We start from the raw sequence: 25,194 nt of genomic DNA, 5'->3' as shown, positions 1-25,194 counted from the left end.
GATCTCTTCCTGTGGCAGGCAAATCGTAGCACCCGCCGTCAAATACGGCCAAATCTCCCACACCGAAGCATCAAAAGCTGTACCTGCTATTTGCGATGCACGATCCCCAGCGATTACGTTATACGCTCGTTGATGCCAGTTGACTAGATTCAAGAGTGATCCGTGCTCAATCTCCACTCCCTTTGGCGTTCCTGTAGAACCTGATGTATAGATGACATAGGCGAGTTGTTCTGCTTTGGTCGTAACCGCTGGCGCAACTGAACTCATCTTCGCCATTACATGCCAATCTCGATCCAAGCAAAGGAGAGTTGCAGCGCCTTCTGGTAATGCACCTACCAACCGCTCTTGGGTTAAGACCAAAGACATCTGTGAGTTCTTGATCATATAATCGAGTCGTTCTTGCGGGTATGCAGGGTCCATCGGCACATAGGCGGCACCTGCTTTGAGAATCGCGAGTTGACCGATTAACATCTCGATAGAACGCTCTACGCAGATTCCTACCAAGTCTTCCGAGCCAATTCCTTGTTCTAACAAGACATGAGCGAGCTGATTAGCCTTCGCATCCAGGTCTGCATAGGTGATTGCACCTTGCTCACCCGAAGCTGCAATCTGATCAGGCAACTTTTGTGCGACTTGGGCTACTAGTTCGTGCACGCAAAGTTCACGGGAATAATCAACTTCAGTCTCATTCCAACCGACGAGTAGTTGATCTCGCTCCCCATCGCCTAACAGTTCAACTTCCGTTATTTTCTGCACTGGATTGGTCGCAACAGCTTGCAAAAGATTGCGGAAATGCTCTGCCATGCGCTCAATCGTCGTACGATCAAATAAATCTGTACTATATTCAAACACACCCTTGAGTCCGTAATCCTCGTCCTCAATCATGGTGAGAGTCAAATCAAATTTCGTCGTCTTATTGAGATTGACCTCATTAGGTGTAATCGATATTGTCTCGCCTTTACGTACCCCCGTTGACATTCCCTGTACGGAGAAAAGTACCTGGAATAGCGGCGAGTAGCTGAGACTGCGCTCAATTTGTAATTCATCGACCAATTTTTCAAAAGGAATATCCTGATTGGCAAAAGCATCAAATGCCGTCTCACGAACACGTCGCAACAGCTCAACAAATGTAGGATCGTTCGATAGGTCCGTACGAAGAACCAGCATGTTGACAAAGAATCCGATCAGGTTTTCTATTTCCTGACGATTACGTCCCGCAACAGGTGTGCCGATCAAAATATCTGTGGTATGCGTATAACGATATATGAAGTGCTTGAATGCCGCTAAGAGCGTCATGAACAGTGTCGCGCCTTCTTGTCTTCCGAGCTCGCGTAGCTTTTGCCCTACTTCACTAGGCACGTAAAAAGAATAATTGTCACCGCGGTAGCTTTGCACGACTGTCCGTGGACGATCGGTCGGAAGTGGCAAAAGTGGTTCACTCTGGCCTAGCTTCTTTTTCCAATAGCTGAGCTGCTGCTCCCATGCATTGTCTTGCCCTTTATCTCGTTGCCAGATGGCGTAATCCCGATATTGAATGGGTAAATCGGCAAGCGGTACTTCTGCTTCTTTGACGAATGCTTCATAGATTGTGCTTAGCTCGTTCACCAATACATCCATGGACCAACCGTCTGAGATGATGTGATGCATATTCATCCAGAGAACGTACTCTTGTTCCTCCAGTCGAATCAACGCTGCCCGCATCAACGGCCATTGATCCAGTTGAAATGGCGTCGCGCCATCTTCTTCAACCACATTCTTCCATATGACATCTTTTTCCGCTGCCGGCATGTCGCACAGGTCGATAACAGGAAGTGACAAATGTACATTTGTATGAATGACTTGAATCGCTCGTCCTTCTATGTCTTTAACCGTTGTTCGAAGTGATTCATGCCGTTTGATGATTTCATTCAAAGCACGTTCCATTACATTCGTATCAACCGCACCACGCAGACGGAATCCAACAGGAATGTTGTACATGGCGCTATTCGGGATCAGTCGATCAAGGAACCATAGACGTTGTTGCGCGTAAGACAGTGGTAACTCTTGAGAACTGTCCAATGAAAGCGGTTTGATCGGGCTTTGCTTTATCGGTTCAGCACCTTGACGAATGAATTGAATACGTTCAGCCAATTCTGCTACCGTCTGATAGGTAAAAATCTCACGCATCTGAAGCTGGGTCTGAAATACTTTGGATGTACGGGACAGCAATTGTGTTGCTAAAAGCGAATGCCCGCCCAATTCGAAAAAGTTATCGTGGATCCCGACTTTTGATACGCCAAGAACCTCCTCCCAAATCCGGGCGAGCAATTCCTCAATCGGATTGCGTGGCGCACAGTACGCGTTGCCTGTTTGCACATTGCCATCTGGGAGCGGCAAAGCCCTGCGATCAATTTTGCCGCTCGAGGTCAGCGGGAACTCTTCCATTTGAATAAAATGAGACGGAACCATGTAATCTGGCAGCGTTTGCCGAAGCAGTGTGCGTAATGAGGCAACAGTCCACATCTGATCGGTGATAATATAGGCGCATAGATACGCTTGTTGGTTATGATCTGTTTGTGCCACTACGACCGCATCGCGAATCGATTCTTCTTCGATCAACCGGCTACGAATTTCGTTCAACTCAATCCGGAAGCCACGAATTTTCACTTGATGGTCGATGCGTCCGAGATATTCAATGTTTCCATCCTTGCGATAACGAGCCAGGTCGCCTGTACGGTACATGCGTTTGCCTGCTTCAAACGGATGGGGAACAAACTTTTCGTTCGTCAATTCTTCATTATTTAAATATCCCCTCGCCAATCCAGCCCCGGCAATGCATAGTTCGCCAGGAACCCCGATTGGCTGTAATTGACCATGTTGATTGACGATATGCATTTGATAGTTGGCCAATGGCTTTCCAATGGGCACAGGAACTTCTATCATGTCTACCGTGAGTGAGTAGCAGGAAGCATAAATGGTAGCTTCTGTCGGACCATAGATGTTCTCCACTTTCACTTCTGGCAATACTTGATATACTTTTGGCGCCAGATCATTCGGCATTGCTTCCCCGGCAGCCATGATGTATCGCAGGCAGTTTCTCTCTTTTCGCCCCTCGAGATACTCGACAAATGGAATGAGCATAGATGGAACAAAATTGACATGAGTTACGTCATAATTTATGACGGTTTCCCAAATTTTGTAAGGTTCTTTCTCCGCGCCAGGTTCGAGAATCACCAGTCTGCCGCTGCCAAGAATCCAGCCAAAGATTTCTGCGACAGATACGTCAAAGGTATAGGTCGTTTTTAACAAAAACGCATCTTCTTCTTGTAGCGGATATTTCTCTTGCAGTGCGAAGATTTGATTTAATAGACTCGCATGCTCGATCATGACGCCTTTCGGTTTGCCTGTCGAACCCGATGTGTAAATGACGTATGCAAGGTTACTCGTTTGGGCTGCATTCACAAGATTGCCTGGTGCTCCTTGATAAAGCTCTTCCGCTTCTAAATCAAAGATCCGATCAGCAAAATCAATTGTCTCTAAAAAGCGTTTTTGGGTTAGAAGCAGCACACTGCCGCTATCCTGTAAAATGTATTCGATGCGTTCCTTCGGATGAGCCGGGTCGATTGGTAAATATGCTCCTCCTGCTTTAAAAATCGCAAGAATGGCAATGATCATTTCCGCTGAGCGTTCTGTAAGCAATCCGACAATGCTTTCTGGTCCGACCCCTTTTGCACGTAAAAATGTAGCAAGTTGATTTGCCTTTTCGTTTAACTCAAGATAAGTAAGCTTTTGCTCTCCCATGACTAGGGCAATGAGGTGTGGTTGTTTCTCTGCACGCTCTTCAAAAATCTGGTGAATCAAATAATCAACAGGATAATTGCGATATGTATCATTAAAAATATGGAGCTGAAGGTGCTTCTCTTCGGAATTGACCACTTCTATATTTTTCAAAAGGATATCCGGTGTTTTTGTCACTTGCATCATGATAGTAGTGAGTTGCTGATTGAGGTGTTGGAGCTGATCTTCCGTAAAAACGGATGCATTGTATAGATACGTAACAGTGAGGGTATCGTCTGAGGTGACCATTATGTTTAGGTCGTAGTTGGTTTGTTCAAAGGCATGCAGATCAGTGAGAGTGAATTCTTGGTTATATTGGTTCAGACGGGTCAAAAGCTCTGCGCCCATCGGATAGTTTTGGAACAGAATAATATGATCGATTAGTTGTTGATTTTTCTGGATGTCCGCGAGGGAAAGATAATGATATTTTTCCAGCGAGCTCGACTCTTCTTGTACTTGTTTCACCAGATCACTAAATGTTTGATTATCTCTCATCTGAACACGGACAGGTACGGTATTGATGAAAAGTCCAACCATCTGCTCGACGTTCGGGATTTCGATTGGACGGCCAGAGACAACCGATCCGAATACAACGTCATCGCTATTGTTTTGGCGCTGCAACATGAGACCCCAGATTGTACGAAAGAGATTGTTTACAGTTACTTGCAATTGTCTTGCGAGATGATTCAAGTCGCTCGTCAACGACTGACCAATCGTAAAGACCAGCTCTGCTTGATTGTACTTGATTCCGGTAGCCTGCTTTTGAATAAATGTGCTGGGTTCATAGCCGCTTAAATACCGTGACCAGTTGACTTTTGCTTCTTCTGCATCCTGTTCCCCTAACCAGCTAATGTACTTGCTGTACGGATAAACTTGGCCAAGATTTACTGGTCGCTCGTCTTTTAATTGTTGATAGATTTGGAAAAAGTCATGTAACACAATTGGAATGCACCAGCCGTCGAGCAAAATGTGATGGTGATTCCAGATTAGTGTATACGTGTCAGAAGAGGTTTGGACAAGAGTGAGCCGAATGAGCACATCTTTTGCCAAATCAAAGTTTCTCTGACGTTCTCTTTTCGCAAAGTCCTCCAAAAAGACAGCTTTCTCATCTTCATGGAGGTGTGTGATATCTATTACCTGAACGTTTGTCTTTCTTTCCTTGAGTACAATTTGTCGCGGCTTCTGAACCTTCTCAAGGATAAAGACGGTTCGGAGAATATCATGTCGCTCGATCAGCGCGTTTAAGCTTTGTTCGAGAATAGCTGGATCGATGAATCCTCTAATGGTAAAGCGCAGTTGTTCAAAATAGGACTCTGTTCCTTCGTCCAGGAGGGAATGAAATAACATTCCCTCTTGCATGGGAGATAACGGATATATATTGGCGATCTTTTTACTTGACACGTCTACTCTCCTCCTGAGGTACATTTACTTACAAATCGCCTATCAAGTCCATAATTTCATCGAGTTCTTCCAGAGAGAGCTTCTTGTCCAGGAAATCACTCGGTGTTAACTCAGAATCTTTCTTTTGCATACAATGTACAATAATAGCGTTCAAATGAAATTGATAGAGTCCCATGAGCTTGTCTATCGTCGTTTTGTGATACTCATGGCGATTGTAATTTAAATAGATAACCAGCTCGCCACCAATAATCTTGGCATAGATATCTAGCAGGTGCATGCGTTCGGCATGAGGGCCTAGTACTCTGCCCCCTGGTAGATCCGATAGCGTGAACAGATCATTGTCCAGATCGGCATCGTACTGCCCCAAGTAATTAAACACAACTTCGGGTTGGCGTGTGAAATGGATGTCTCGTTTGTGCTCGGTATCTGTGAGATGATTTAAGATGGAATACCCGATACCTTTATTTGGAATAGCACGCATCATTTCTTTGACCAGTTTGATCTGCTCCGCCAATTGGCCCGATTTGGCAGCCGGCAGGACGACTGGGAAAAGGGATGTGAACCACCCTACCGTACGGGAGACATTCAAGCCTTTGACAATCTCTTCACGTCCATGTCCTTCTAAAAAGACCCTAACATCGTTTGCCCCTGTCCATTCCTGCATCGCCATTCCCAAGGCAGTCAACAAGATCTCTTGCGTTTCTGTTTGGTAGGCGTGATTGGTATGGCGCAGTATTTTTTCAGTTTCCATTTTGGAAAAACGAACCGACGTTGTTATCGTCTCCAATTCGGTCTGGTAAATGGTCTCCTGATCCTTTGGCAATGGACGGGTCGGAATGGATTCGACTTTTTTCCAATAAGCTAGTTCGTTTACAAGCGTCTTGCTATTGGCTACGTTTTTTAGCTCTTTCGCCCATTTTTGATAAGAATGCGTTTTTTCCGGTAAGGCAATTAGATTACCTGAGGCTACTTGTTGATAGGCCATTCGGAAGTCTTCCAGAATGATGCGCCAGGAAACACCGTCAACAACCAGATGGTGAATCGCAAAAAGCAGATGGTCACCTACTCTTGTTTTGAAGAGCGCTACTTGAACGAGCGGCCCCTCCTGTAAATTCATACTGGCTTGCAATCGGTTTGCTTCTTCTTCCACTTTGTTTCGAGCGTCCAGCTCTTCTCTAAAATCAAACACATGGAATCCGAACAGATTAGTATCGTCGCCCCGATTAAACTGGACAAATCCCTCATCCGATTCGGCAAAGCTCATGCGCAGGGCATCATGATGAAGCACAAGTGCCTTTAGAGACTCCCTCAGTAGTTCGCTTTGGAAGCCCTCTTTGCTGAAAATCATCATTGCTTGATTCCAGTGATGTCTGCTTGATGTGATCCGTTCAAAGAAGTAGCGCTGGATTGGTGTTAGAAAGACAGGCCCTGTTACCAGTCCCTGATCGATCGTGATACTCTCGGAAATGACAAACGGTGCCATTCGTTCGATCGTCGGGTATTTAAACAGATGATTGACTGCCATCATGAGATTCATCCGTTGCAGACGAGACGCGATCTGCAAACCCTTGATTGAATCTCCACCAAGCTCGAAAAAGCTGTCTTGAATCCCTACCCGCTCGATGCCAAGTACTTCTCCCCAAATTTCGGCAAGAATCTTTTCCATTTCAGAGCGCGGTGCTACATATTCCGCTTCACTTCTCACACTTCCATCGGGTTCGGGCAGAGCCTTGCGATCTAGTTTACCGTTGGATGTAAGTGGAAATTCCTTCATGAGAACAAAGTGGGCGGGTATCATATATTCCGGCAATTCACGGCGAAGCAGGTCCCGTAATTGACTGACTGTCCATTCCTTCGCGGAAAGCAGATAGGCGCATAAGTATGCCTGATTGTTCTGGTCAGCTCGAGCCATAACTACCGCATCATTAATGGACTCTTCCTGAATCAGTTTGCTGCGAATTTCATCCAGCTCGATGCGGTATCCACGAATTTTTACCTGATGGTCCATCCGTCCGAGATACTCGATATAGCCATCCTCGCGATAGCGTGCCAGGTCGCCTGTGCGATAGATACGCTTACCAGCCTCTAATGGATGGGCAACAAATTTTTCCGCTGTCAGCTCTTCGTTATTCAGATATCCTCTCGCCAAGCTTATTCCAGCGATGCATAGTTCGCCCGGAACACCTATTGGCTGCAATTGTCCGTACTGATTGACGATGTACATTCGATAGTTCGGCAGTGGCTTTCCGATGGGAACAGGATTCTCCAGTGAGTCTTTTGTGAGCGAATAGCGGGACGTATATATTGTCGCTTCTGTTGGCCCGTAGATGTTTTCCAACTTCACCTCCGGCAGTACTTCATATACTTTTGGCACGAGATCATCCGGCATCGCTTCCCCGCAAGCAAGGATGTATCGCAATCGGTTGGCGTCGTTTCGCCCCTCCAGATATTCAACGAAAGGATTCAACATCGATGGCACAAAATTGATGTGGGTGATCCCTTCTTGGACTACCACCTGCCATATTTCTTTGGGATTCTTCTCCGCCTCTGGCTCGAGAATCACCAACTTGCCATTCCCAGGAATCCAGCCGAAAATTTCCGCTACTGAAATATCAAAAATGTAGGTCGTCTTCAGAAGGAATGCATCTTCACACATAAGTGGATATTCATCCTGCATGGCATGGAGTACATTGAGCAGCCCCTCGTGTTCAATCATCACGCCTTTTGGCTTCCCGGTTGAGCCCGATGTGTACATGACATACACGAGGTCATCCAGCTTGTTAACCAGTGGTAGATTGCTTGTATCTGGGGAAAAGCTGCTCTCGTTGTTCAGATCAATAACATCCGTTGTAAAGCTTGCTTTTTCAACAAATCGGGACTGTGCTACCACCAACTTGGCCCCGCTATCTGTGAAAATGTAGGAGATTCGGTCAGTTGGACTGTTCGGATCGATCGGCAGATAGGCTCCACCTGCTTTCAACACGGCGAAAATGGCCACGATCATCTCAAAGGATCGTTCCGATATAAGCATCACCAGATCGTCTGGTTTCACCCCTTTAGTACGGAGGGTATGTGCCAGTTGATTTGCTCGGTCGTTCAGTTCTCGATACGTCATGTACTGTTCGCGGAGTACCAAAGCGATCTTGTCAGGTGTAGCACTAGCCCATTCTTCTAACAGCTGCATGATCAATTTGCTGGGGTATGTTTTAGATGTATCGTTTACCCCTAGAACCAATTCGAGGCGTTGCGCTTGGGGCATTAGTTCAAACGCTTTAACTTGCTCCTCTAAACCGTGTACGGCTTGCAAAAGGAGATGTTCGAACTGCGCAATCATACGGTGGATCATGCTTTCATCAAACAAATGGGTGTTGTATTCAAAAACAATGTGCAGCTCGTTCTCCCGCTCTACCGTTTCTAGTGTCAGGTCGAACTTGCTAATCCTGTTGTTGATATGACGCATTCGGTTTTCCAACCCTGTCTCCGATGAGCTTTGCATCATGAACATCACATCAAACAAGGGATGACGATTCCCGTCGCGTTTTGCGCCAGAGCCTTCGAGAATTTTATCAAAGGGAACGTACTGGTTTTGCAAAGCAGACAAGAGCTCTTGCTTTACCTGGTGCAGGTTATGTAAAAAGCTTTCTTCATGGTCAATCGAGAGTAGAAGTGGCAAGGTATTAACGAACATCCCAAGTATCTCTTGCGAATCTGGATGCTGTCTTCCATCTGTTACGGTACCGAGTATGACTTGCTTGCTGTCGTTATTCATTTTGGATAGCCAGACAGATACGATGGTGAGCATCAGCATATAGAGGGTTACATCGTGTTTTGTTGCTGTGGTCTTGAGCTTTCTAGTGAGTTCTTTGTTTGCGCGATACGTGATAGTAGCTCCATCAAATGTCAGTTGCGGTGGACGTTTTCGTGTAGGAAGTTGGACAACTGGAAGCTCACCCTCAAGAAGGTTATCCCAGTAAGCAGCTTGCTGTTTGTATTCCTCACTCGAATGCCAGTCATTTTGCCATCGCGCAAACGACTTATAGGTATTCTTTACAGGGAGAAGCTGCTGTCGTTCGAGTAAAGTCTGTAATTCTCGTAACAAAATCGACTTGGATAAGCCATCCATGACAATGTGATGGGAGTCGATCCAGAGAACCTGTTTGTAAGGAGTTTCAATGATTCCAGCCCGGAGCAATGGTGCTTTTGCCAAATCGAATGGCTTGATGTGCTCTGCAAGGAGGCTGTGTAGCATCTCTTCTTCACCTGTTTGTCGAACAAATGATAGTTCGGACCATGTGACAATTTGTTTTACGATTTCGTCATAATGCATGTGATACGTGCTTCGTAATCCTTCGTGTCGCATCACCAGCTGCTGCAAGGCCATCTGGATCTGCTCCACATCTACGGTTTTGGGAAAGTCAACCGTGAATGTGACATTGTATGCGATCGACTCGACATCCTGCTGCTGGATGATGTACATTCGTTTCTCCACCGCGGATGTTTCGTATTCCTGTTGTGCAATCAGCTCTTGCAATGGTTGTATGTTCGTCTGCTCTTGCTCTGTGAACAAACGTTTCAATTGGCGAATCGTTGGATGCTTAAAAAGCTGGTCATATCTCAAATCAAAGCCGATATTCTTGAACTGGGAAATGAGCTGCATGGCCTTGATCGAGTCCCCACCGCATTCAAGAAAATGGTCATCGATTCCCACCTGCAAAATTCCGAGCACGCTGCTCCACACGTGAGCCAATTGTTGTTCAATCTCATCAGTTGGTCCGACATAATATTCCCTCAGGTGCTCCTCATCTCCCTGTACTTCTGGCAATGCCCGCTTGTCTACCTTTCCGTTCGTAGTGAGCGGTAAAGCCTCCATGTGAACAAAGTGTGTCGGGATCATGTATTCAGGAAGATCATGTCCGAGCCATTCCCTCAGCTCGTGAAAAGGGATTTCATCAGGAGCAACATAATAGCTAACCAAGTATTTGCGGCCATCCTCACGTTCTTTGGCGATAACTGTTGCCATTTCGACCATTGGATGATTCATGAGGAAAGGTTCAATTTCTCCTGGCTCGATCCGATATCCGCGAATTTTTACCAAGTTGTCGAGGCGGCCCAAAAACTCGATGTTCCCGTCAGGCAACCAGCGTGCTCTGTCTCCCGTGCGGTACATGCGCTCGCCCGTCTGCGGATGAATGATGTATTTCTCAGCGGTCAAGTCTGGTCGGTTCACATATCCTCGTCCCAACCCTTCACCGAGGATAAATACCTCGCCTGCTACCCCAATTGGTTGTAATGCCAGCTTTTCGTCCAAAATGAAGATGTAGCTGTGTGCGATAGGCTTGCCGATCGGAATGCTCTGGTATTGCTTGTCCACCTCAAAAACAGTAGCAAGGATCGTGCACTCTGTCGGTCCATACAAGTTGTACAGCTTGTAAGCACCTCGCCGATCAACCTTTTTTAGCACATCCCCGCCTGTGAGCATCGCTCGAAAAGAACGATTATCCATTTGCATGAACTGTTCAGCTGCTCCCGTCGGAAAAAAGCTGATCGTAATGCCTTCTTGGTTGCAATAATCATTCAAGGCAATCAGATCATACTTCAGTCCAGTTGGCACAATGTGTAACGAAGCGCCCGTGAGTAGATAAGGGAACATTTCCAACACAGACCCATCAAAGGAAAAACTGGAATAGACAAGGGCTTTGTCTTCTGGACTTACTTCAAAATACTGGCGATGCCATTCGCAAAAATTTACCAAGTTGCCATGCTCGATCATCACGCCCTTGGCCAAACCTGTCGATCCCGATGTATACATGACATAGACGAGATCTGTTGATCGATTGACGTGCGGCAGATTCTCTTTTCTGTCGCTGAAGCTGCCAGGGTCACACACGTCGATCACTTCTACTTCTTCGCAGGTACTTTTCGCCTTTTCGATAAGCGGAGTCTGTGTCAATAAAACGAGTGTGTTACTGTCATTTAACATATAAGCAATTCGTTCATCCGGATAATCCAGATCGATAGGGAGGTATGCTGCTCCTGCCTTTAGAACGGCGAGAATACTTACCAGCATATCCAGTGATCTGTCCATCATGAGCGCTACAAGATCGTCAGGCTTAACTCCTTTGAGACGAAGGCTATGAGCTAACTGATTGGCTCGTTCATTAAGCTCTTTGTATGTCAGGGACTGGTCTTGACATACAGCTGCTAGACTGTCCGGTGACCCTTCGACTTGTCGTTCAAACAACTGATGGTAGGTGCTGTTTCTCTGCATCTCTACTTGTGCTCGTTCTCCACAAAAACGCTTTAATGCCAGCAGCTCTTTTACGGTGGTCATATTCAGGTTTTTGTAGAAATCTCGGTCTTTTTTGTAGTGAATCGATCCGCCAGCTGGTTGTGGAAGTGGTGTGATCCGGCCACTTACAATATTCTCCCACTCTCGGATGAACAGGTCTTCAATCACCTGATTCGCTTTGTTGTAACAATCGATCAGTGTATCCTCGTCATCAAAAGAAATCTCTTCCTGAACAAGGATATTGCCTGTATCTATGTTCTCGTCTATGAGGTGTAGCGTAACCCCTTTTGGTGTCTCATCCCAAATGCTCCAGAAAACAGGGTCTCTCCCCTTGTTCCAGGGCAAAAGGGATGTATGTAGATTGATAATGCGCCCTTTGAAACAGGAAACGATTTCCTTACTCAGAATATAGCCGTACGCGTAACTGACCACATAGTCAATTTCTTCAAAATATTCGGTACCTTGCTCCCATTTTTTTGTGCACACGATGACTTCGTGGTTTCTTGATTCCAAGTACTGCACAATCCTGTTTTCTTTGCTCATGAATGTCGTTAGGAAAAGTATTCTCAAAAAACATCACCAGCATTTCTCATAATTTCGTTGACAAAAAGTTGACTTCGATTGAAAATCATCCTAGATGGAATTTGTGCCACATTTTTACTTTTTGTTACATGTTTTTACATATAACTCAAAATAATGGTTTTCTGCAAGTAGTTGTATGTAAATTTTTTTATTTTTTTGTTCCCAACAATTAGAGGAAGAATGCCAAAAGGCACTACTCTGCTAGTTTTGAGGGGATGAAAGGAGGAAGTTTACCACTGGTAAAAAATGACAATCTTTGACAATTCCCATTTTCAATGCTGCACTTCGTTCAACATGACATTTCACTCTGATAGGAATTTGCCTCTACCCTGTACCTCAATCTCCAGTCGTTTCTACCCATTTTTGTAATAAACTCATCACTTTTACAGATTTTTAATATTCCGAATTGGATAAAAAGGTTACGATATGGGGACTGCATACGCAATCGGAGTCACAGAAAAATCTAGGAAAGGGGATTTTTTTATGGAACCTGCAATCGTCATTAAGGATCTCAAAAAATCGTTTGGAGACAAAAAAGTTCTCGACGGCATTTCTCTCTCAATTCCCAAAGGTAAAATTTTTGGTCTACTCGGACCTAATGGAGCTGGAAAAACAACCTCCCTTCGAATCCTGTCCTGCCTCATTGAGCCTACGTCAGGAGAAGTCACCATCCTCGGCCATCAAATCAGCAAGAATAAAGAAGAGATACGCAAAAAAATTGGTTGTGTAACCGAATCTCCCGGGGTGTATGACAAGCTTTCTCTGTTGGACAACCTGGAATTCTTCGCCTCCTGCTACCAGATTCCCAAAGCCAAACGTGCTTCACGCATCGAGTACTTGCTACGCCAGTTCGATTTATGGGACAGAAGAAACGATCCTGCCGGCAGATTGTCAAAAGGAATGAAACAAAAGCTTTCGATTGTTTGCGCGATTTTACACGACCCAGAGGTCCTTTTCTTAGACGAGGTCACAGCCAATCTCGATCCTGTCAGCACTCGGAAGTTGAAAGATCTGATTCGCGAGTGGGCAGCGTCTGGAAAAACGATCATCTTTTGTTCACATATTCTCGCGGAAATTGATGAGTTATGTCATGAATTCGCCATCATTAAGGGCGAGGTGATTCGTTTAACGACACCACAGAAGTTCCGCGAAGAGTGGACCACCTACAATGTGCTTCTTGATGTAGGCGCGGATTCTCAAAAGTCGGAACAGATTATAAAAGCCGCCGCAGAAGTTGAGACGTATAAGCGCACCGAAGATCAGTTCCACCTGAGGGTAGCCAATCCGAAGATCTCGAACCCACAGCTGATCAAAAAGCTGGTCGAAGCGGATATTACCGTCAATTACATAGCACCCATCTCCGTGTCACTGGAGGACTCCTATCTCAGCTTGCTGAATCAAGAAAAGGAGGCGATCTAGGATGCCGGGATTTGTTATTATCCGGGAATGGAAAGAGCTTTTCGCTGCCCGCTCCGTATTGATTACGAATCTTGCAGCACCATTCGTTATATTGGTTGTCGCTCTGATCACCACTGTATTTGCCCAAAACGGTAAAATGGAGTTCATCCTTGACCTGATGAAATTGACCAATCCCCTCCTTAACATGGCAGGTGAAGATGGTCATATTGCAATTGCCCGCTTCTATTTCCTCTTGTTCCTGATCGTACCGGCAATGATCCCTTTAACATTTGCCACGACGAGCATCATCATGGAAAAAATGACAGGAACATTGGAAAGTGTACTGGTCACTCCGATTTCAACCAAGGAGTTTTTGCTTGGTAAGGTCCTAGCTTATTCCTTGCCTTCCATTGCTCTGACCTGGGTGGTCCAGCTAATCTTTCTAGGGTTCATCTTTGCAACCTTTGACAATGCTGGTGAGTATTTTTCCATCGTTTTTATTCTCGCGATGCTCCTGTTGGTCCCATTTATTTCGATCATCAGCGTATCCATGAGTGTTATTGTTTCCTCCAAAGTCGACAACGTCGCAGCAGCCCAACAATTTGGTGCCATACTGGTTCTGCCGATCATCGGACTTGCTGTCAGCCAGGTCATCTTCCTTTCCATGATGAGCAATCCGGTAATCTATCTGGGCATGGTCACGATTTGTGCCGTGGTTGCCCTGATCTTGTTCCAGATAAGTATCAAGGTGTTTGATCGCGAGCATATCATTAGCAAGTGGAAATAACTGAAAGTATGAAAAATAACCACCTTATGAAATCGTTGTTGTCAAACGATTCCATAAGGTGGTTTTCCTGTTTGAAAAGTGTTTTTAGCCAATAACCGCTTTAAGTGTTTGGGTCATTGTGTGCCAGTCTTCTTCTTGCATGAACGTATCCAAAGGTCTCTTCAATTCCATTAGTACATCCTCTACATAATGCTCACGTCTCATCCCCACGAGAACGCTGTGTACCTCTGGAGTGGCACGCATCGTTCTAATCGCGGATTGGCTGAGGTTATCTGTTGTCATTAAATGCGGTTTCACCCTCGTCAGCTCTTTCGTGATATCCAGTGAACGCTGGTAGTCTTTGGGGGCGTAGTAGCTCTCCAAAGCTTCAGCTGTCTCCATAAGAGCTGCCTTGTAAGTATCCAGCCATTGCTGCGTCTGGTCGTCTAAGCCCCCATGTTTTTTTATCGTATTGCGAATATCCTCGATGATCGGCTCAAACAAGAAGCTTCTCACATTTTTCACATTTGTGGCGGAGTATAGCTTTTTCCAGTATTTGCGGAGTGTAGCCCCAGATGATATTTTTTTCTTCAGCTCTTTCACATCTTCTTTCTCCATTTTTAGTAATGGCAAGACGCGATAGACGATCTGATCCTCTACATCATCTACACGATTCAGACAATCCTTGATTCGACGAATGGCTTCTTTTTCGTCAACGACCGCGCTCTGATCTAGTTGGATGTTCGTCAGGCGGAAGATTTTTTCCTTCGCTGTCACATCTAGCGTCCGGTTGGTCATGACACCAAGTCCTTTTTCCTTGGCAAATAACAAGGCACTCTTGCCTTGCGCATGACTTTTTTCCAGTATGGCACCGGATTCGTACATGTTCATTGGAAACTGGATGACGCGAAAATGGTGATTCGGCGTAATCTTTTCTGCAATCTCCCAGAGGGTATCTAATGCAACAAAATCAAATTCCTTGGCATTGCTGACAAACGAATTGGCACTGACACCATAGCATTGAATCCGACCTGATTCTACTTCTTTCTCCAGATGTCGAAAAGCCTTCTCAATCCGCTCTAATAATTCATCATACGCTTCCTGTTGTTTGATCTTTTTCATCTTGGCCCATAGCAAATACCACTCTGGATTGTGCAGCATGTAGCAATCAATCGTGTCCACCTGCAGGCGCTGCAGGCTGCGTGTCAGCTGGTCTTGAAGATATTCTGGGTGGATACAAATCGACATTCCTTCATGTACCGTCGTGAAGTCTTGATACGGTTTTCCTTCCGCTGTCCTCTTCGTCGTCTCCTCAGAATCCTCTCCTTGGACAATACCGGCCTTGGACACGATTACAAGCTCTTCCCGCTTTATTTTTTCTTCACTTATCAACTGCTTCAGCACATGACCGATGACTTTCTCAGCGCTGCCATTTGTATACATACTACTCGTGTCAATCAGGTTAATTCCTTCGAGCAGCGCTTTACGGAGTGCCTGCTGGTACTGCTCATCCTGTTCATCAATCCGGTACGTTCCGAATCCCACCTGACTGATCCACACATCGAAGCTGCCAAATTGCTGATAGAAAAGATGGGGATTGGCCTGTGCTAGGCGCTGTGTCCCCTCTCGTGTTGCTTTTCCTGTCATCATCCTATCCCCCTGTACCCAGCAAGATAATTTTGAAGAGTTGACCCGACAATAGTAAGGACTTGGTCTTGGTGCGAATGGATGAAAAAATGGTCCCCTTCCAGTATGTACGTTTGAAAAGCAGCTTTCGTGTGATCTGCCCAGGCTTCAAGATGGGTTACGGAAAAATCCGGGTCCTGCCAACCGCCAATGGCCGTCAGTCCGAACTCCAGCGGTTCCTCCTCTTGATAGCGATACGTCTCACAAATCGTGAAATCGGCCCGAAGCGTAGGGAGAAGCATATCCAGAATCTCCTTGTCCTCAAAAATTTCCTTTGGCGTGCCATTCATCGTTCGTACGCCCTCCAGAAATTCTTGATCGGGGAGATGATGGATGGCTTCACCCGGATCTGGCAGATGCGGGGCATGGTACCCGGATGCAAACAGGTGTTGCGGCTTGAGGTTGTAATGTTTGCGTAAGTATCTGGCCAGCTCAAAGCTGACCAGCGTTCCCATGCTATGTCCAAAAAAGGCAAACGGTCGATTTAGATAGGGAAGAAGCGCTTCTGCCAAATCACGAATCATTACAGACAAATCCGTGTAGCAAGGCTCTAAAAAGCGATTACTTCTGCCTGGAAGCTGCACAGGACAAACGCCAATCTGAACGGGCAGCTTTTTTTGCCAATCCCGATAAATACCAGCGTGACCACCAGCATAGTGAAAGCAAAATAATAGCACTTCTGCCTCCGCCGTCATTTTTGCAGAGAGTAGCCATCGGTTCTGGGAAACGTGCATCTTTTGCATAGGTATCCTCCTCGCTATTACTTAGGGAACAATGCGAATTTTTGCATGATCTTTTAATTGTGACTGCCCCTTGATAACTACCTTGTCTCCCGGCTTCACGCCGGAGCTGATAAGCGTTTTCTCCGTTCCTTTCGAAGCAATCGAGATTTCCTTCTCAGTTACTCTTTCTCCATTCACGACGAAGGCTACCGATTTCCCATTTCTCTCCAGGATGGCATCTGTCGGTATGAGAATCCCTGCTTGTCCATTGATTGAAGAAACTTCTGCCTTCATTCCGGGAAGTAGCGTACCTTTTGGATTTGGCACTTCGATTTCCACGGGGAAAAGCTTAGATTGGTCAGAAGCCTTTAGTCCCACGTAGGTAATGCTGCCCTTGACCTTGATATTTTGAGAGGGAACCTGCAAATTTAGCTGTGTTCCTTTTTGAAAGCTTGCCAACGCTTTTTCAGACACATTCACCTTTACAATCATCGGATCAAGGTTAATTACCGTTGCAATAGGCTTTTGCGGGTTGATCGTATCGCCTTCTTGGACTTGGATATCGGTGACAATGCCGTCAATTGTTGATTTAATCAGCGTGTTTTCCAACGCATTCCTGGAAATATCCACTTCAACCTGTCCTTGTTGCACATTTGCTTGCGTGACTCGCCCATTTTTATCAGCTGTATTCACTTGCGAGCGAGCGTTAATTAAAGCGGTTTGCGCCTGATCCAGCTGGCTTTGATACTGGTTTTTGGCTTGCAGAAATGCGTTTTCTGCATTCTCAAGCTCACCTTTGGACAAAGCTTTCTGTTCAAACAGCTTTTTAGAGCGGTTGTAATTTGCTTGCGCCAACGTCAATCCTTGTTCCATTGTACGCTTGACACTCGCATAGGTTTGCTCCGCCTGCTTCAGTTGACTGTTTGCCAATTCGCCAGACGTCCCCATTTTGTTGGAGTGCTCGAGATTTGCGTTGGCGACTGCTAATGCCGCCTCAGCTTGGCGCAGTTTCAGTTGCGCTTCGGTTTGATCCAGCTTTCCGATGACTTGCCCTTTTTTTACTGTGTCCCCTTTTTTCACCAGGATTTGTGAGACGGTTCCGGTAGTTTTGCCGTAAATACTCACATCCGTGTTGGCGAATACCTCCGCCAGCAATCTGTCGGAGTCTTTGAGTTCCCCTTCTATGACTTCCTCTACTTGAACATCAACGGAATTCTCTACCTTAATGGTTTCAACCTCCGTACTGGACTGGCTTTCGATTGGTGTTCTTCCTTCTGTCGAATTGGTCTTGTCTACGGATTGTGAATTGCATCCCGAGATGATCGTCAAGCCTAAAAGACATGCCACGCCTGAGCTGATTAGCTTCGTCTTCTTCATTTTTAGTAAACTCCTCCCTCTGCCTTACCCAGACTTTTTCAAATCGCGTAAACTTCTCAGCACGGAAATAAACATATCCTCACTTGGCTCGATCTCCGATTCTTTGGTATCAGGGGCAAAAAAATCTTTTTTGATCCGGTACAGTAATTCATACCCGATAGGAACCACGAATAAGGTCAGGATCGTCGAAGTAACGAGTCCGCCAATGACCACAATCGCCAAGCTTTTGGTCATCAAGGCTCCTTCAGAAAAGCCGAGGTAAAGTGGCAAGAGCGCGCTGACTGTCGCAACAGCCGTCATAATGATGGGGCGTACGCGGGTAACGCCAGCTTCGACAACTGCCTCACGCATAGAAGTCCCTTCCAGCCTACGTTGCTGGATATTGTCCACATACACAATTGCATTGGTAACAACGATTCCGACCAGCATCAAAAAGCCGATAAGTGCCGTTATATCGAGAACGGTATCCGAAATGAATAGGCCAAATAATCCGCCGATCACTGCAAGTGGCAGGGACAGTAGAATCGCGAGCGGAGCCGTAGCATTGCCAAAAGTGATAAGCATGACAATGTAGACGATAAATATCGCTGCACCAATGGCTAAGAGCATATCTTTGAAGCTTTTTTCCATGTCGCTTGAGACGCCTTCAGATGACAATGTAACTCCGGCAGGCAATTTTTCCGCTTGCAACATCGCAAACAGGAAATTACTCGCTCCTCCTTTGTTGTCGCTCGTGATATCTGCCGTAATTTGTACGAATTGTTTTTCGTCCTTGCGCATGATTTGTGATTGAACCTTTTCTTGGTCAATCTCGGCAAAGTCCACCAAACGAACTTGTTGCTTGCTTGGCGTTTGAATGTAGATATTGTTCAGTTCCTCCAGCGATTGCGCATGGTTTTCACCGAGTCCAAAGAAGAGACTATAGTCTTTGTCGTCGACTTTGATCTTGCCAATTTGGGTATCCGAAACCAGGAGGTTGACCTCTTGAGCCACCTGTACAGGGGAAACTCCCAGTTCCGAAGCTTTGTCTCGATCGACTTTGATGACAACTTCATTTTTGAAATCGTTCAAATTGTCCTTCACATTGGTCAACAGAGGACTTACTTTCAAGTTTGATTTGACTATTTCGCTTGCCTCTTTCAAACGATCCAGATCTGGCCCATACAGGATCACCTTGAACTTGTTGGTATCGCTGCTGCCAGGTTTAGTCAAGGCCATTTCAGATCCTAGTGGAATCATAGGTTTGACGATTCCCTCAAATTTCTTGATCGTTTGGTCGAGATTCACATCTTGTCCTATTTTGATTAGTAAGAGAGCCTGGTTCGATTGGCGTATTTCCGCTTCATTTTCCGAGCCAAGATTGATTTCTATGTACTCTACTTCAGGCTGCTCCATCAATTTACTTTCGACCTGGGCAACCGTTTGATCGAGTCCATCTAGTTGTGTACCTTTTGGCATCGTTACTTGAGCGAATATGTACTTCGCTTCCGGATCAGGAAACAATCCGTATTTCATATACGGGAGAAGCGCTAGACTTGCGACAAATAGAACGAGAGACAGAAATCCGACAGCAGGCTTGCGGTTGAGTGACCATTGAAGTAACTTCCTGTACGTGTCAGACCCTTTCCCATGTTCGTATTCCTTGATATTGTGGTCTTTTAAGATCATCAGCTTGGCTAGCAGTGGAACAATCGTCACGGCTACTAATAGCGAGGCAAACAGCGAGCAGACAACGGTTAGTGCAAATGGGCGGAATACTTCTCCGATCATCCCTCCAACAAAGACAATGGGTAAAAATACGGCGGTTGTTGTAAAAGTCGATGAGGTAATGGCATGTAGCATTTCGTGGGTGGCAATTTGAATCAAGCTTTCCTTGCGTTCTTTATTCAATTGCAGGTGGCGGAAAATATTCTCGATAACGACGATACTGTCATCAACAACTCGTCCTACAGCCACTGCCATCCCGAACAGTGTGATCATATTGAGAGTAATGCCCATCCAGGACATGAAGATCAGACTAACTAGGATGGATGTTGGGATAGAGACTAGGACGATGAGGGTTGCTTTTACATGACGCAAAAACAGCAAAATGACTACAGAAGCCATAATAGCTCCAAGCAAGCCTTCCTTGAGCATGCCGTTAATCGAATTCTTGATATCGACAGAAGTGTCATAAATCGTGGTAAAGGTTAAGTCCGGGTACTCCTCTTTCAAAAGGGATAATTTTGCATTAATGGCATCACCGGTTTCTACCGCATTGGCGTCACGTGTTTTGTAAATATTGATGTTAATTCCATTCTTGCCGTTATAGCGGCTGATCGAATTAACGACTTCATCAAAATTGACTTCAGCAATATCGCCAAGCCTAACGTAGGTAAGCCCATTTTTAGGGTCACTCGGGAGGAATATCTTGGTGTTACGAATATCTTCTACATTGCGGTAACGGCTCACTACGCGAATGATGCGCTCTTCCCCATCCTCGGTGATCGAACCGATAGGCAGCGCTACGTGATTGTCAAGTAAAAGCTGTTTCAACTGCAATGGAGAGATTCCGTAGTAGTTTAGCGTATCTATCTTTGGCAGGATTTTCATTTCTTTGAATTGCCCGCCTATTGTTGATACTTTATCAACACTTTCAATACCTTCTAACTCTTTGAGCACCGTTTCTTTTAAATCGTTGTCAAAATGATCGAGTCCACTCTCATTATCCTGTCCTGTCACAAACAGATAATAGACGGGTTGATTGCTGAAGCCTTGAACCATCACTTGCGGTTTGTTTACTTTGCTAGGAAGCGCAATACTGGAGATTTTTCTTTCCAGCTCGTCCCTGACAGCTTGTACATCTGAACCAGTCTCCAAGTAGACCTGTAGCGTGGAACTATTGTTGCTTGAGTACGACTCCACTGCCTTAACACCTGTGACATGCCCAACTTCACGTTCCAATGGCTTCGTTACATCATCAAGTACATCTTCTGGTGATGCATCCGGATAAGTAGTATTGACTAGAAGCACAGGGAAGGTGATATCCGGCATGTTCTCTACCTTGAGAGACATGGCGGCAATGATTCCACTAACTACGACAAGCAGGGTCATAATAATAATAGCGGTTGAGTTTCTGAGAGAAAAATTCGTTAGAAAACGCAAGGCATGCCCCCCTCATTCCTAATAAATTCCATCCTCTATATTACCCCTCATTTTTTTGGTATTCAATAAATTTCCATAAAAATTAAAATTTGTTTTTCATTCCGCTTTTTGATCAAATAGAAAGAAGACCAAAAACCATCTAACGACGGAGTTTTTGATCTATGTACGCGAATAAACTCGCGAAATGTAAAAAAATTGTATGTTTCTACACACAAGGAATCTGTGGGGAGCGGTCTATTTAATGAAACCATGAAGGATGATATCCCCTATCGCGTGAGCAATCATTGCGTACTCCAGTCCACGCTTCCAGTAGAGGTAACCGAATAATATACCTGCCACCCCGTTAAGGGCGATTGTGCGAATGAACAACAGCGGGGTAATCTCACCAAAATAGACATTTGCCGCAGGGAGATGACCAAGCCCAAATATAAGGGCTGCCCCAATGATGCCTGCCCAGTACATCCAGGGCTTAGGGGAGGATTTACGTCCGAATAGCTTGCTCAAAATCCACACGATCATTGTCATCATGAACAAACGAACCATGACTTCCTCGTATACTCCGCCTTGAATGGCTGTCAGGATACCTGCCCAAGTCGACACTTCTACTTCTTGGGCTTTTTCTGCCAAGATTGGCAGTAATGGTTGGAAAACGGCAAATTCCAGTAGGAGGAGCAGACCTGTTGCTGCAAATCCAAAGAAGACTGCTTGAATAATTCCCTTTTTGTTGAAGGACTCTCCACCGGTTTTATACAACCACTTCCGAAGGACAGGGGCATCCAGCCCAACCTTGGTTGCGAAGGTCAATCCAATCCACGAAAAAAGAAATGCCATGATGGTTCCCTGCAAGACGAAAATGGTCATGGCAACCGGTAGCGGGAGAGGTACCAGAGCTAATGCATCCCCGCCAATTGCCAGCAAATACGGAATAGCTGCGATAAAACCGATAGCGCTCACTAACGATAACAGAAATGCTATTTTCAAGTTTTTCATTCTACTTTCCCCTTCCTGCTTTTTTGTAATAGTAATGGCTGCTTCCGATAGAAATCAGAATTGTCACCAACACAATGATCAACATAAGGATGTAATGTATGGTTGTTGGCAAGAATGAGGTGAGCATGATGAGGATTCCTCCGATGAAGAACACACGCCCACTCAATAGGTGGGTATTTTTCCAGACCTCTTCACAAGCGAGTGACCATGGCGTGCGTATCCCAATCAGATAGTTATGTCGAAAACGAGGCATAAAATTCCCTATCGTTACAAAGAGAATTCCTAAAATAAGGGTTACAAATAGCCCAATATTTAACATATACCCATATCCATATGCGATTATCACGCTATGGATGACGAGAAGTACGATCATTAATGTATGCAAGATTGTATCGTGACTGCTTTGGAACCTTTGATAATACTGTTTTTGACTGCGAACAGCCACGAAAAGAAACAGCATCACAACCGGAATAAAGGATACACCCACAAGCTTAGGCGCAAAACCATTCGGTTCGCCATTTGGTCCCCAATGAATGACCATCTGATCTGGCATGGAGGGATAGCAAATTGCGCTCAAGACAACACTGATGGCAAAAAATAAAAGAGAAAAATTGGATTTATTCATATGATTCCCTCACTTTCTAATGGAATTGGATAAACCATTTTAATAAGTCTTGAAAAACGGTCGTATTCAGTGAGTAGTAGATGTTTTGCCCTTTTCGTTCGTCGTAAACCATTTGTGCCTGTTTCAACAAACTGAGATGGTGGGAGATGCTGGGCTTAGTCATTTGAAAATGATCGGCTATTTCTCCAGCTGTCATATCTTTCTCCCTCAACAGGTCAAGAATCTTTCTTCTTGTGGGATCAGAGAGTGCCTTAAATGCATAATTCATTGACATAATCAATCGATCCTACTTTCCTACATCGTTTTTAGATATTTAGGAATTTATCTAAATATTACGTTGAGAAACACCTTGTGCCAGCTCATAAGGCACTACCAGACAGAGGATGTTTTTTGAATTTTTCACTCCCACATCAATTCTACCACAAATTCAAAATTTATCCAATCATTCTCATACAGTTTATCCCAACTCAGATAAGTATTTGCTTGCATAGCAATTCCCGAAGTAAGTACAAAGTCGAGTGACATAAGCATTTTCTGGCAAGACGCAGTCAGTATTCTTGGTTATATCACTCGACAAAAATCAAATGAAGGGAGCACATCTTGTTAGTTACGATTGGATTCGTGAATATCTAAAGGTATGCCAAATTTCATTATCATCCTTAATGGTTAGATAGATTTGCCCCGCTCCATAATCCGCCATGGCCACGTATACTTTTCCAGGGGTATACTCACCTGCATATTTCCCATAATAATCGCTATCAAATGTTAATCTTCTTCCCGATATTTCAAAGGTTACCGATGTCTCTGTCGCTGCTATACATTTGACATTAACTTTATCTACTGCTGGCGATTGATAGGTTTGGTCGTTTTGCGTTTGCACTGAGCTTTGCTGTCTAACAACTTCTAGATCCTTTTTTAATGCGCCATTCTTTTTTGTACATGCTGACATTGCTCCTTGTACTTCCGCTAGCTGTCGCTCTAATCTGGCAATGTGTCTCAGTAATTCATAATCATTGTAGTATCTGCCTTCTCCCGCTGAAATTGGATAATAACCCTCTTGTGGATACCACCCGTACATAACTTCCCCCCTCCATTAGCTGTCACACACTTTACATTATGGATTTTCCGCCTATCTCGTTCGCCCATTTTCCCAGAAATTGGTTTAGTGCTGACTCCACTAAATGAGACAGCGGCCATCGAAGACCTGAATACAAAGTCTTAGACTGACCGCTGTGACTTAACTCTTATCAAAATTCCACTCCATATTTATTGAAGATGGCCTTGTATTTATTCTCGAATATGGTCCATCGCTTTTCTGTTCCGTACTTTTCCTGCAAAGCTTTCAAATAATGTTTAGCTTCTACTACATCATTAGATTGTAATAGCAAATGAAAGCTCTCTTCGCCCAGATGTAAAAATGGCCCTGAAGTGTAATAATCCACAATGGATCTGGCACTGGTCATAGTATCATAAAAATGAATAACCTCTTCTAAGCCATTTAGCAGCGTTTCTCTTACATCATCCATATTCGTGTCAGGAGTGATTGAAAATCGATCTGGAACAGACTCAACGATTTCCCCCATTCTTGCTCTGAAGTGACACTCCGCTTCTTGAGGTGCTGTAAGAATCGCTCTCGATTGTATCTGTGCCAACTCTACTGCATAAATACCGCAGTTCACATAGAACATTACATGGTCCGCTGCATTGCCTGCAGATTTTTGGAAATTGAACATGTAGATCAGGCTTTCTGTTTTCTTAGTAAAATTCAAACCCTTCTTTGCGAAGCCACGATTGGAAAGGAATGGCTTTACGTCCTGTTTAATCATTTCAGTAAAGAGCTGTTGCAACATGATCCCTCCTCGAAGTTTGCGATAGGCCTCATTCGGCAGCTATAAGATGACATCTACAAAAAATCACAAGCGCTTACGCCAAGCTAGGTCTAGCAAGGTAGCGACGGCAGATCCCGCAGTGTACCGCACAAGGTCCGCCGTCAAAAAGCCTTTTCCTAATACCAACGCCCCAAGAGTTGTCTCCCGGAGAGACTTGATCCAGTCGGCCTGATATAATTGGCTGGCCTCGATCGCAAAGCAAAACACGAGGCTGCACCACAGTGAGAAAGAAATCTTTTTATGAGTATAACAAGTGCGGAAGCCAAAGTAGATCATGCAGGCCCATAATGCATCGCCAAAATGCTCAGCTACAAAGATTGGCAACACATCGGCGAACGCTCTAGACCCTAAGCCAAACGCCATGACAACAAAAACAGCGACGATATAGGCGACCCTGGCTCTCCATCGACTCGAGGAGCATTCCTTACATATGCTCATAGGTATCGTCCGGTTGTAGTTTCATTCGGCTTTGTGCATCCTTCATCATTCTTCCTCTTTTATTTATCAAT

14 protein-coding genes are annotated in these 25,194 nt (G+C 45.0%); 2 read left to right on the top strand and 12 right to left on the bottom strand.

Features of this window, described 5'->3' with window-relative positions; translation table 11 throughout:
- Both C7R91_RS09945 and lgrA read right to left on the bottom strand, forming a co-directional pair.
- Positions 1 to 5,241 (bottom strand): non-ribosomal peptide synthetase (locus C7R91_RS09945; protein WP_146142141.1); only part of this gene is annotated, 5,241 nt, incomplete at its 3' end.
- A 4-nt stretch (positions 5,242 to 5,245) separates the two neighbouring features.
- The gene (gene lgrA, locus C7R91_RS09940; RefSeq protein ID WP_047069415.1) at positions 5,246 to 12,076 is read right to left on the bottom strand and encodes a linear gramicidin non-ribosomal peptide synthetase LgrA; all 6,831 of its coding nucleotides are present in this window, start codon (positions 12,074 to 12,076) and stop codon (positions 5,246 to 5,248) included.
- A 495-nt stretch (positions 12,077 to 12,571) separates the two neighbouring features.
- On the opposite strand from lgrA, the gene C7R91_RS09935 reads away from it, so the two are divergent.
- Both C7R91_RS09935 and C7R91_RS09930 read left to right on the top strand, forming a co-directional pair.
- Entirely contained in the window at positions 12,572 to 13,507 is a 936-nt protein-coding gene (locus C7R91_RS09935) for an ABC transporter ATP-binding protein (protein WP_047069414.1), read from the top strand.
- Position 13,508: 1 nt separating this feature from the next.
- On the top strand, positions 13,509 to 14,273 hold the full coding sequence (locus C7R91_RS09930; RefSeq protein WP_047069413.1) for an ABC transporter permease: 765 nt from the start codon (positions 13,509 to 13,511) through the stop codon (positions 14,271 to 14,273).
- Positions 14,274 to 14,357: 84 nt separating this feature from the next.
- On the opposite strand, the gene C7R91_RS09925 is transcribed toward C7R91_RS09930, so the two are convergent.
- From C7R91_RS09925 to C7R91_RS09875, 10 genes are all read right to left on the bottom strand, one after another.
- On the bottom strand, positions 14,358 to 15,902 hold the full coding sequence (locus C7R91_RS09925) for an aldo/keto reductase (protein WP_047069412.1): 1,545 nt from the start codon (positions 15,900 to 15,902) through the stop codon (positions 14,358 to 14,360).
- Positions 15,899 to 16,681, bottom strand: a complete 783-nt coding sequence (lgrE, locus tag C7R91_RS09920; protein ID WP_047069411.1) for a linear gramicidin aldoreductase LgrE — start codon at positions 16,679 to 16,681, stop codon at positions 15,899 to 15,901. The genes C7R91_RS09925 and lgrE overlap by 4 nt, the downstream gene beginning before the upstream one ends.
- Positions 16,682 to 16,702: 21 nt before the next feature.
- Entirely contained in the window at positions 16,703 to 18,037 is a 1,335-nt protein-coding gene (locus C7R91_RS09915; RefSeq protein WP_047069410.1) for an efflux RND transporter periplasmic adaptor subunit, read from the bottom strand.
- A gap of 24 nt (positions 18,038 to 18,061) precedes the next feature.
- Positions 18,062 to 21,181, bottom strand: a complete 3,120-nt coding sequence (locus C7R91_RS09910; protein ID WP_047069409.1) for an efflux RND transporter permease subunit — start codon at positions 21,179 to 21,181, stop codon at positions 18,062 to 18,064.
- Positions 21,182 to 21,415: 234 nt separating this feature from the next.
- Positions 21,416 to 22,171, bottom strand: coding sequence for a CPBP family intramembrane glutamic endopeptidase (locus tag C7R91_RS09900; protein ID WP_047069408.1), 756 nt, complete (start codon positions 22,169 to 22,171; stop codon positions 21,416 to 21,418).
- Between the two features lies 1 nt (position 22,172).
- Positions 22,173 to 22,796 (bottom strand): SdpI family protein, encoded by a 624-nt coding sequence (locus C7R91_RS09895; protein ID WP_047069407.1) that lies wholly within the window; start codon positions 22,794 to 22,796, stop codon positions 22,173 to 22,175.
- Positions 22,797 to 22,812: 16 nt separating this feature from the next.
- The gene (locus tag C7R91_RS09890; RefSeq protein WP_007729097.1) at positions 22,813 to 23,070 is read right to left on the bottom strand and encodes an autorepressor SdpR family transcription factor; all 258 of its coding nucleotides are present in this window, start codon (positions 23,068 to 23,070) and stop codon (positions 22,813 to 22,815) included.
- Positions 23,071 to 23,403: 333 nt separating this feature from the next.
- A complete protein-coding gene (locus C7R91_RS09885; RefSeq protein ID WP_047069406.1) occupies positions 23,404 to 23,874 on the bottom strand; it encodes a hypothetical protein in 471 nt (156 codons plus the stop codon).
- Positions 23,875 to 24,043: 169 nt separating this feature from the next.
- On the bottom strand, positions 24,044 to 24,646 hold the full coding sequence (locus C7R91_RS09880) for a DUF4304 domain-containing protein (RefSeq protein WP_047069404.1): 603 nt from the start codon (positions 24,644 to 24,646) through the stop codon (positions 24,044 to 24,046).
- A 63-nt stretch (positions 24,647 to 24,709) separates the two neighbouring features.
- The gene (locus C7R91_RS09875) at positions 24,710 to 25,123 is read right to left on the bottom strand and encodes a ribosomal maturation YjgA family protein (RefSeq protein WP_047069402.1); all 414 of its coding nucleotides are present in this window, start codon (positions 25,121 to 25,123) and stop codon (positions 24,710 to 24,712) included.
- Positions 25,124 to 25,194 lie beyond the last annotated feature (71 nt).

It is taken from the genome of Brevibacillus formosus, assembly GCF_003013405.1.
GTDB lineage: Bacteria > Bacillota > Bacilli > Brevibacillales > Brevibacillaceae > Brevibacillus > Brevibacillus formosus.
This window is presented reverse-complemented; position numbering and strand designations above follow the sequence as displayed.

Coding starts and splice junctions, on each gene's coding strand:
- C7R91_RS09880 (WP_047069404.1), bottom strand. CDS start 24,646: ATGTTGCAACAGCTCTTTACTGAAATGATTAAACAGGACGTAAAGCCA.
- C7R91_RS09885 (WP_047069406.1), bottom strand. CDS start 23,874: ATGTACGGGTGGTATCCACAAGAGGGTTATTATCCAATTTCAGCGGGA.
- C7R91_RS09915 (WP_047069410.1), bottom strand. CDS start 18,037: ATGAAGAAGACGAAGCTAATCAGCTCAGGCGTGGCATGTCTTTTAGGC.
- C7R91_RS09925 (WP_047069412.1), bottom strand. CDS start 15,902: ATGATGACAGGAAAAGCAACACGAGAGGGGACACAGCGCCTAGCACAG.
- C7R91_RS09875 (WP_047069402.1), bottom strand. CDS start 25,123: ATGAGCATATGTAAGGAATGCTCCTCGAGTCGATGGAGAGCCAGGGTC.
- C7R91_RS09935 (WP_047069414.1), top strand. CDS start 12,572: ATGGAACCTGCAATCGTCATTAAGGATCTCAAAAAATCGTTTGGAGAC.
- C7R91_RS09930 (WP_047069413.1), top strand. CDS start 13,509: ATGCCGGGATTTGTTATTATCCGGGAATGGAAAGAGCTTTTCGCTGCC.
- lgrE (WP_047069411.1), bottom strand. CDS start 16,681: ATGCAAAAGATGCACGTTTCCCAGAACCGATGGCTACTCTCTGCAAAA.
- C7R91_RS09895 (WP_047069407.1), bottom strand. CDS start 22,796: ATGAATAAATCCAATTTTTCTCTTTTATTTTTTGCCATCAGTGTTGTC.
- C7R91_RS09900 (WP_047069408.1), bottom strand. CDS start 22,171: ATGAAAAACTTGAAAATAGCATTTCTGTTATCGTTAGTGAGCGCTATC.
- C7R91_RS09890 (WP_007729097.1), bottom strand. CDS start 23,070: ATGTCAATGAATTATGCATTTAAGGCACTCTCTGATCCCACAAGAAGA.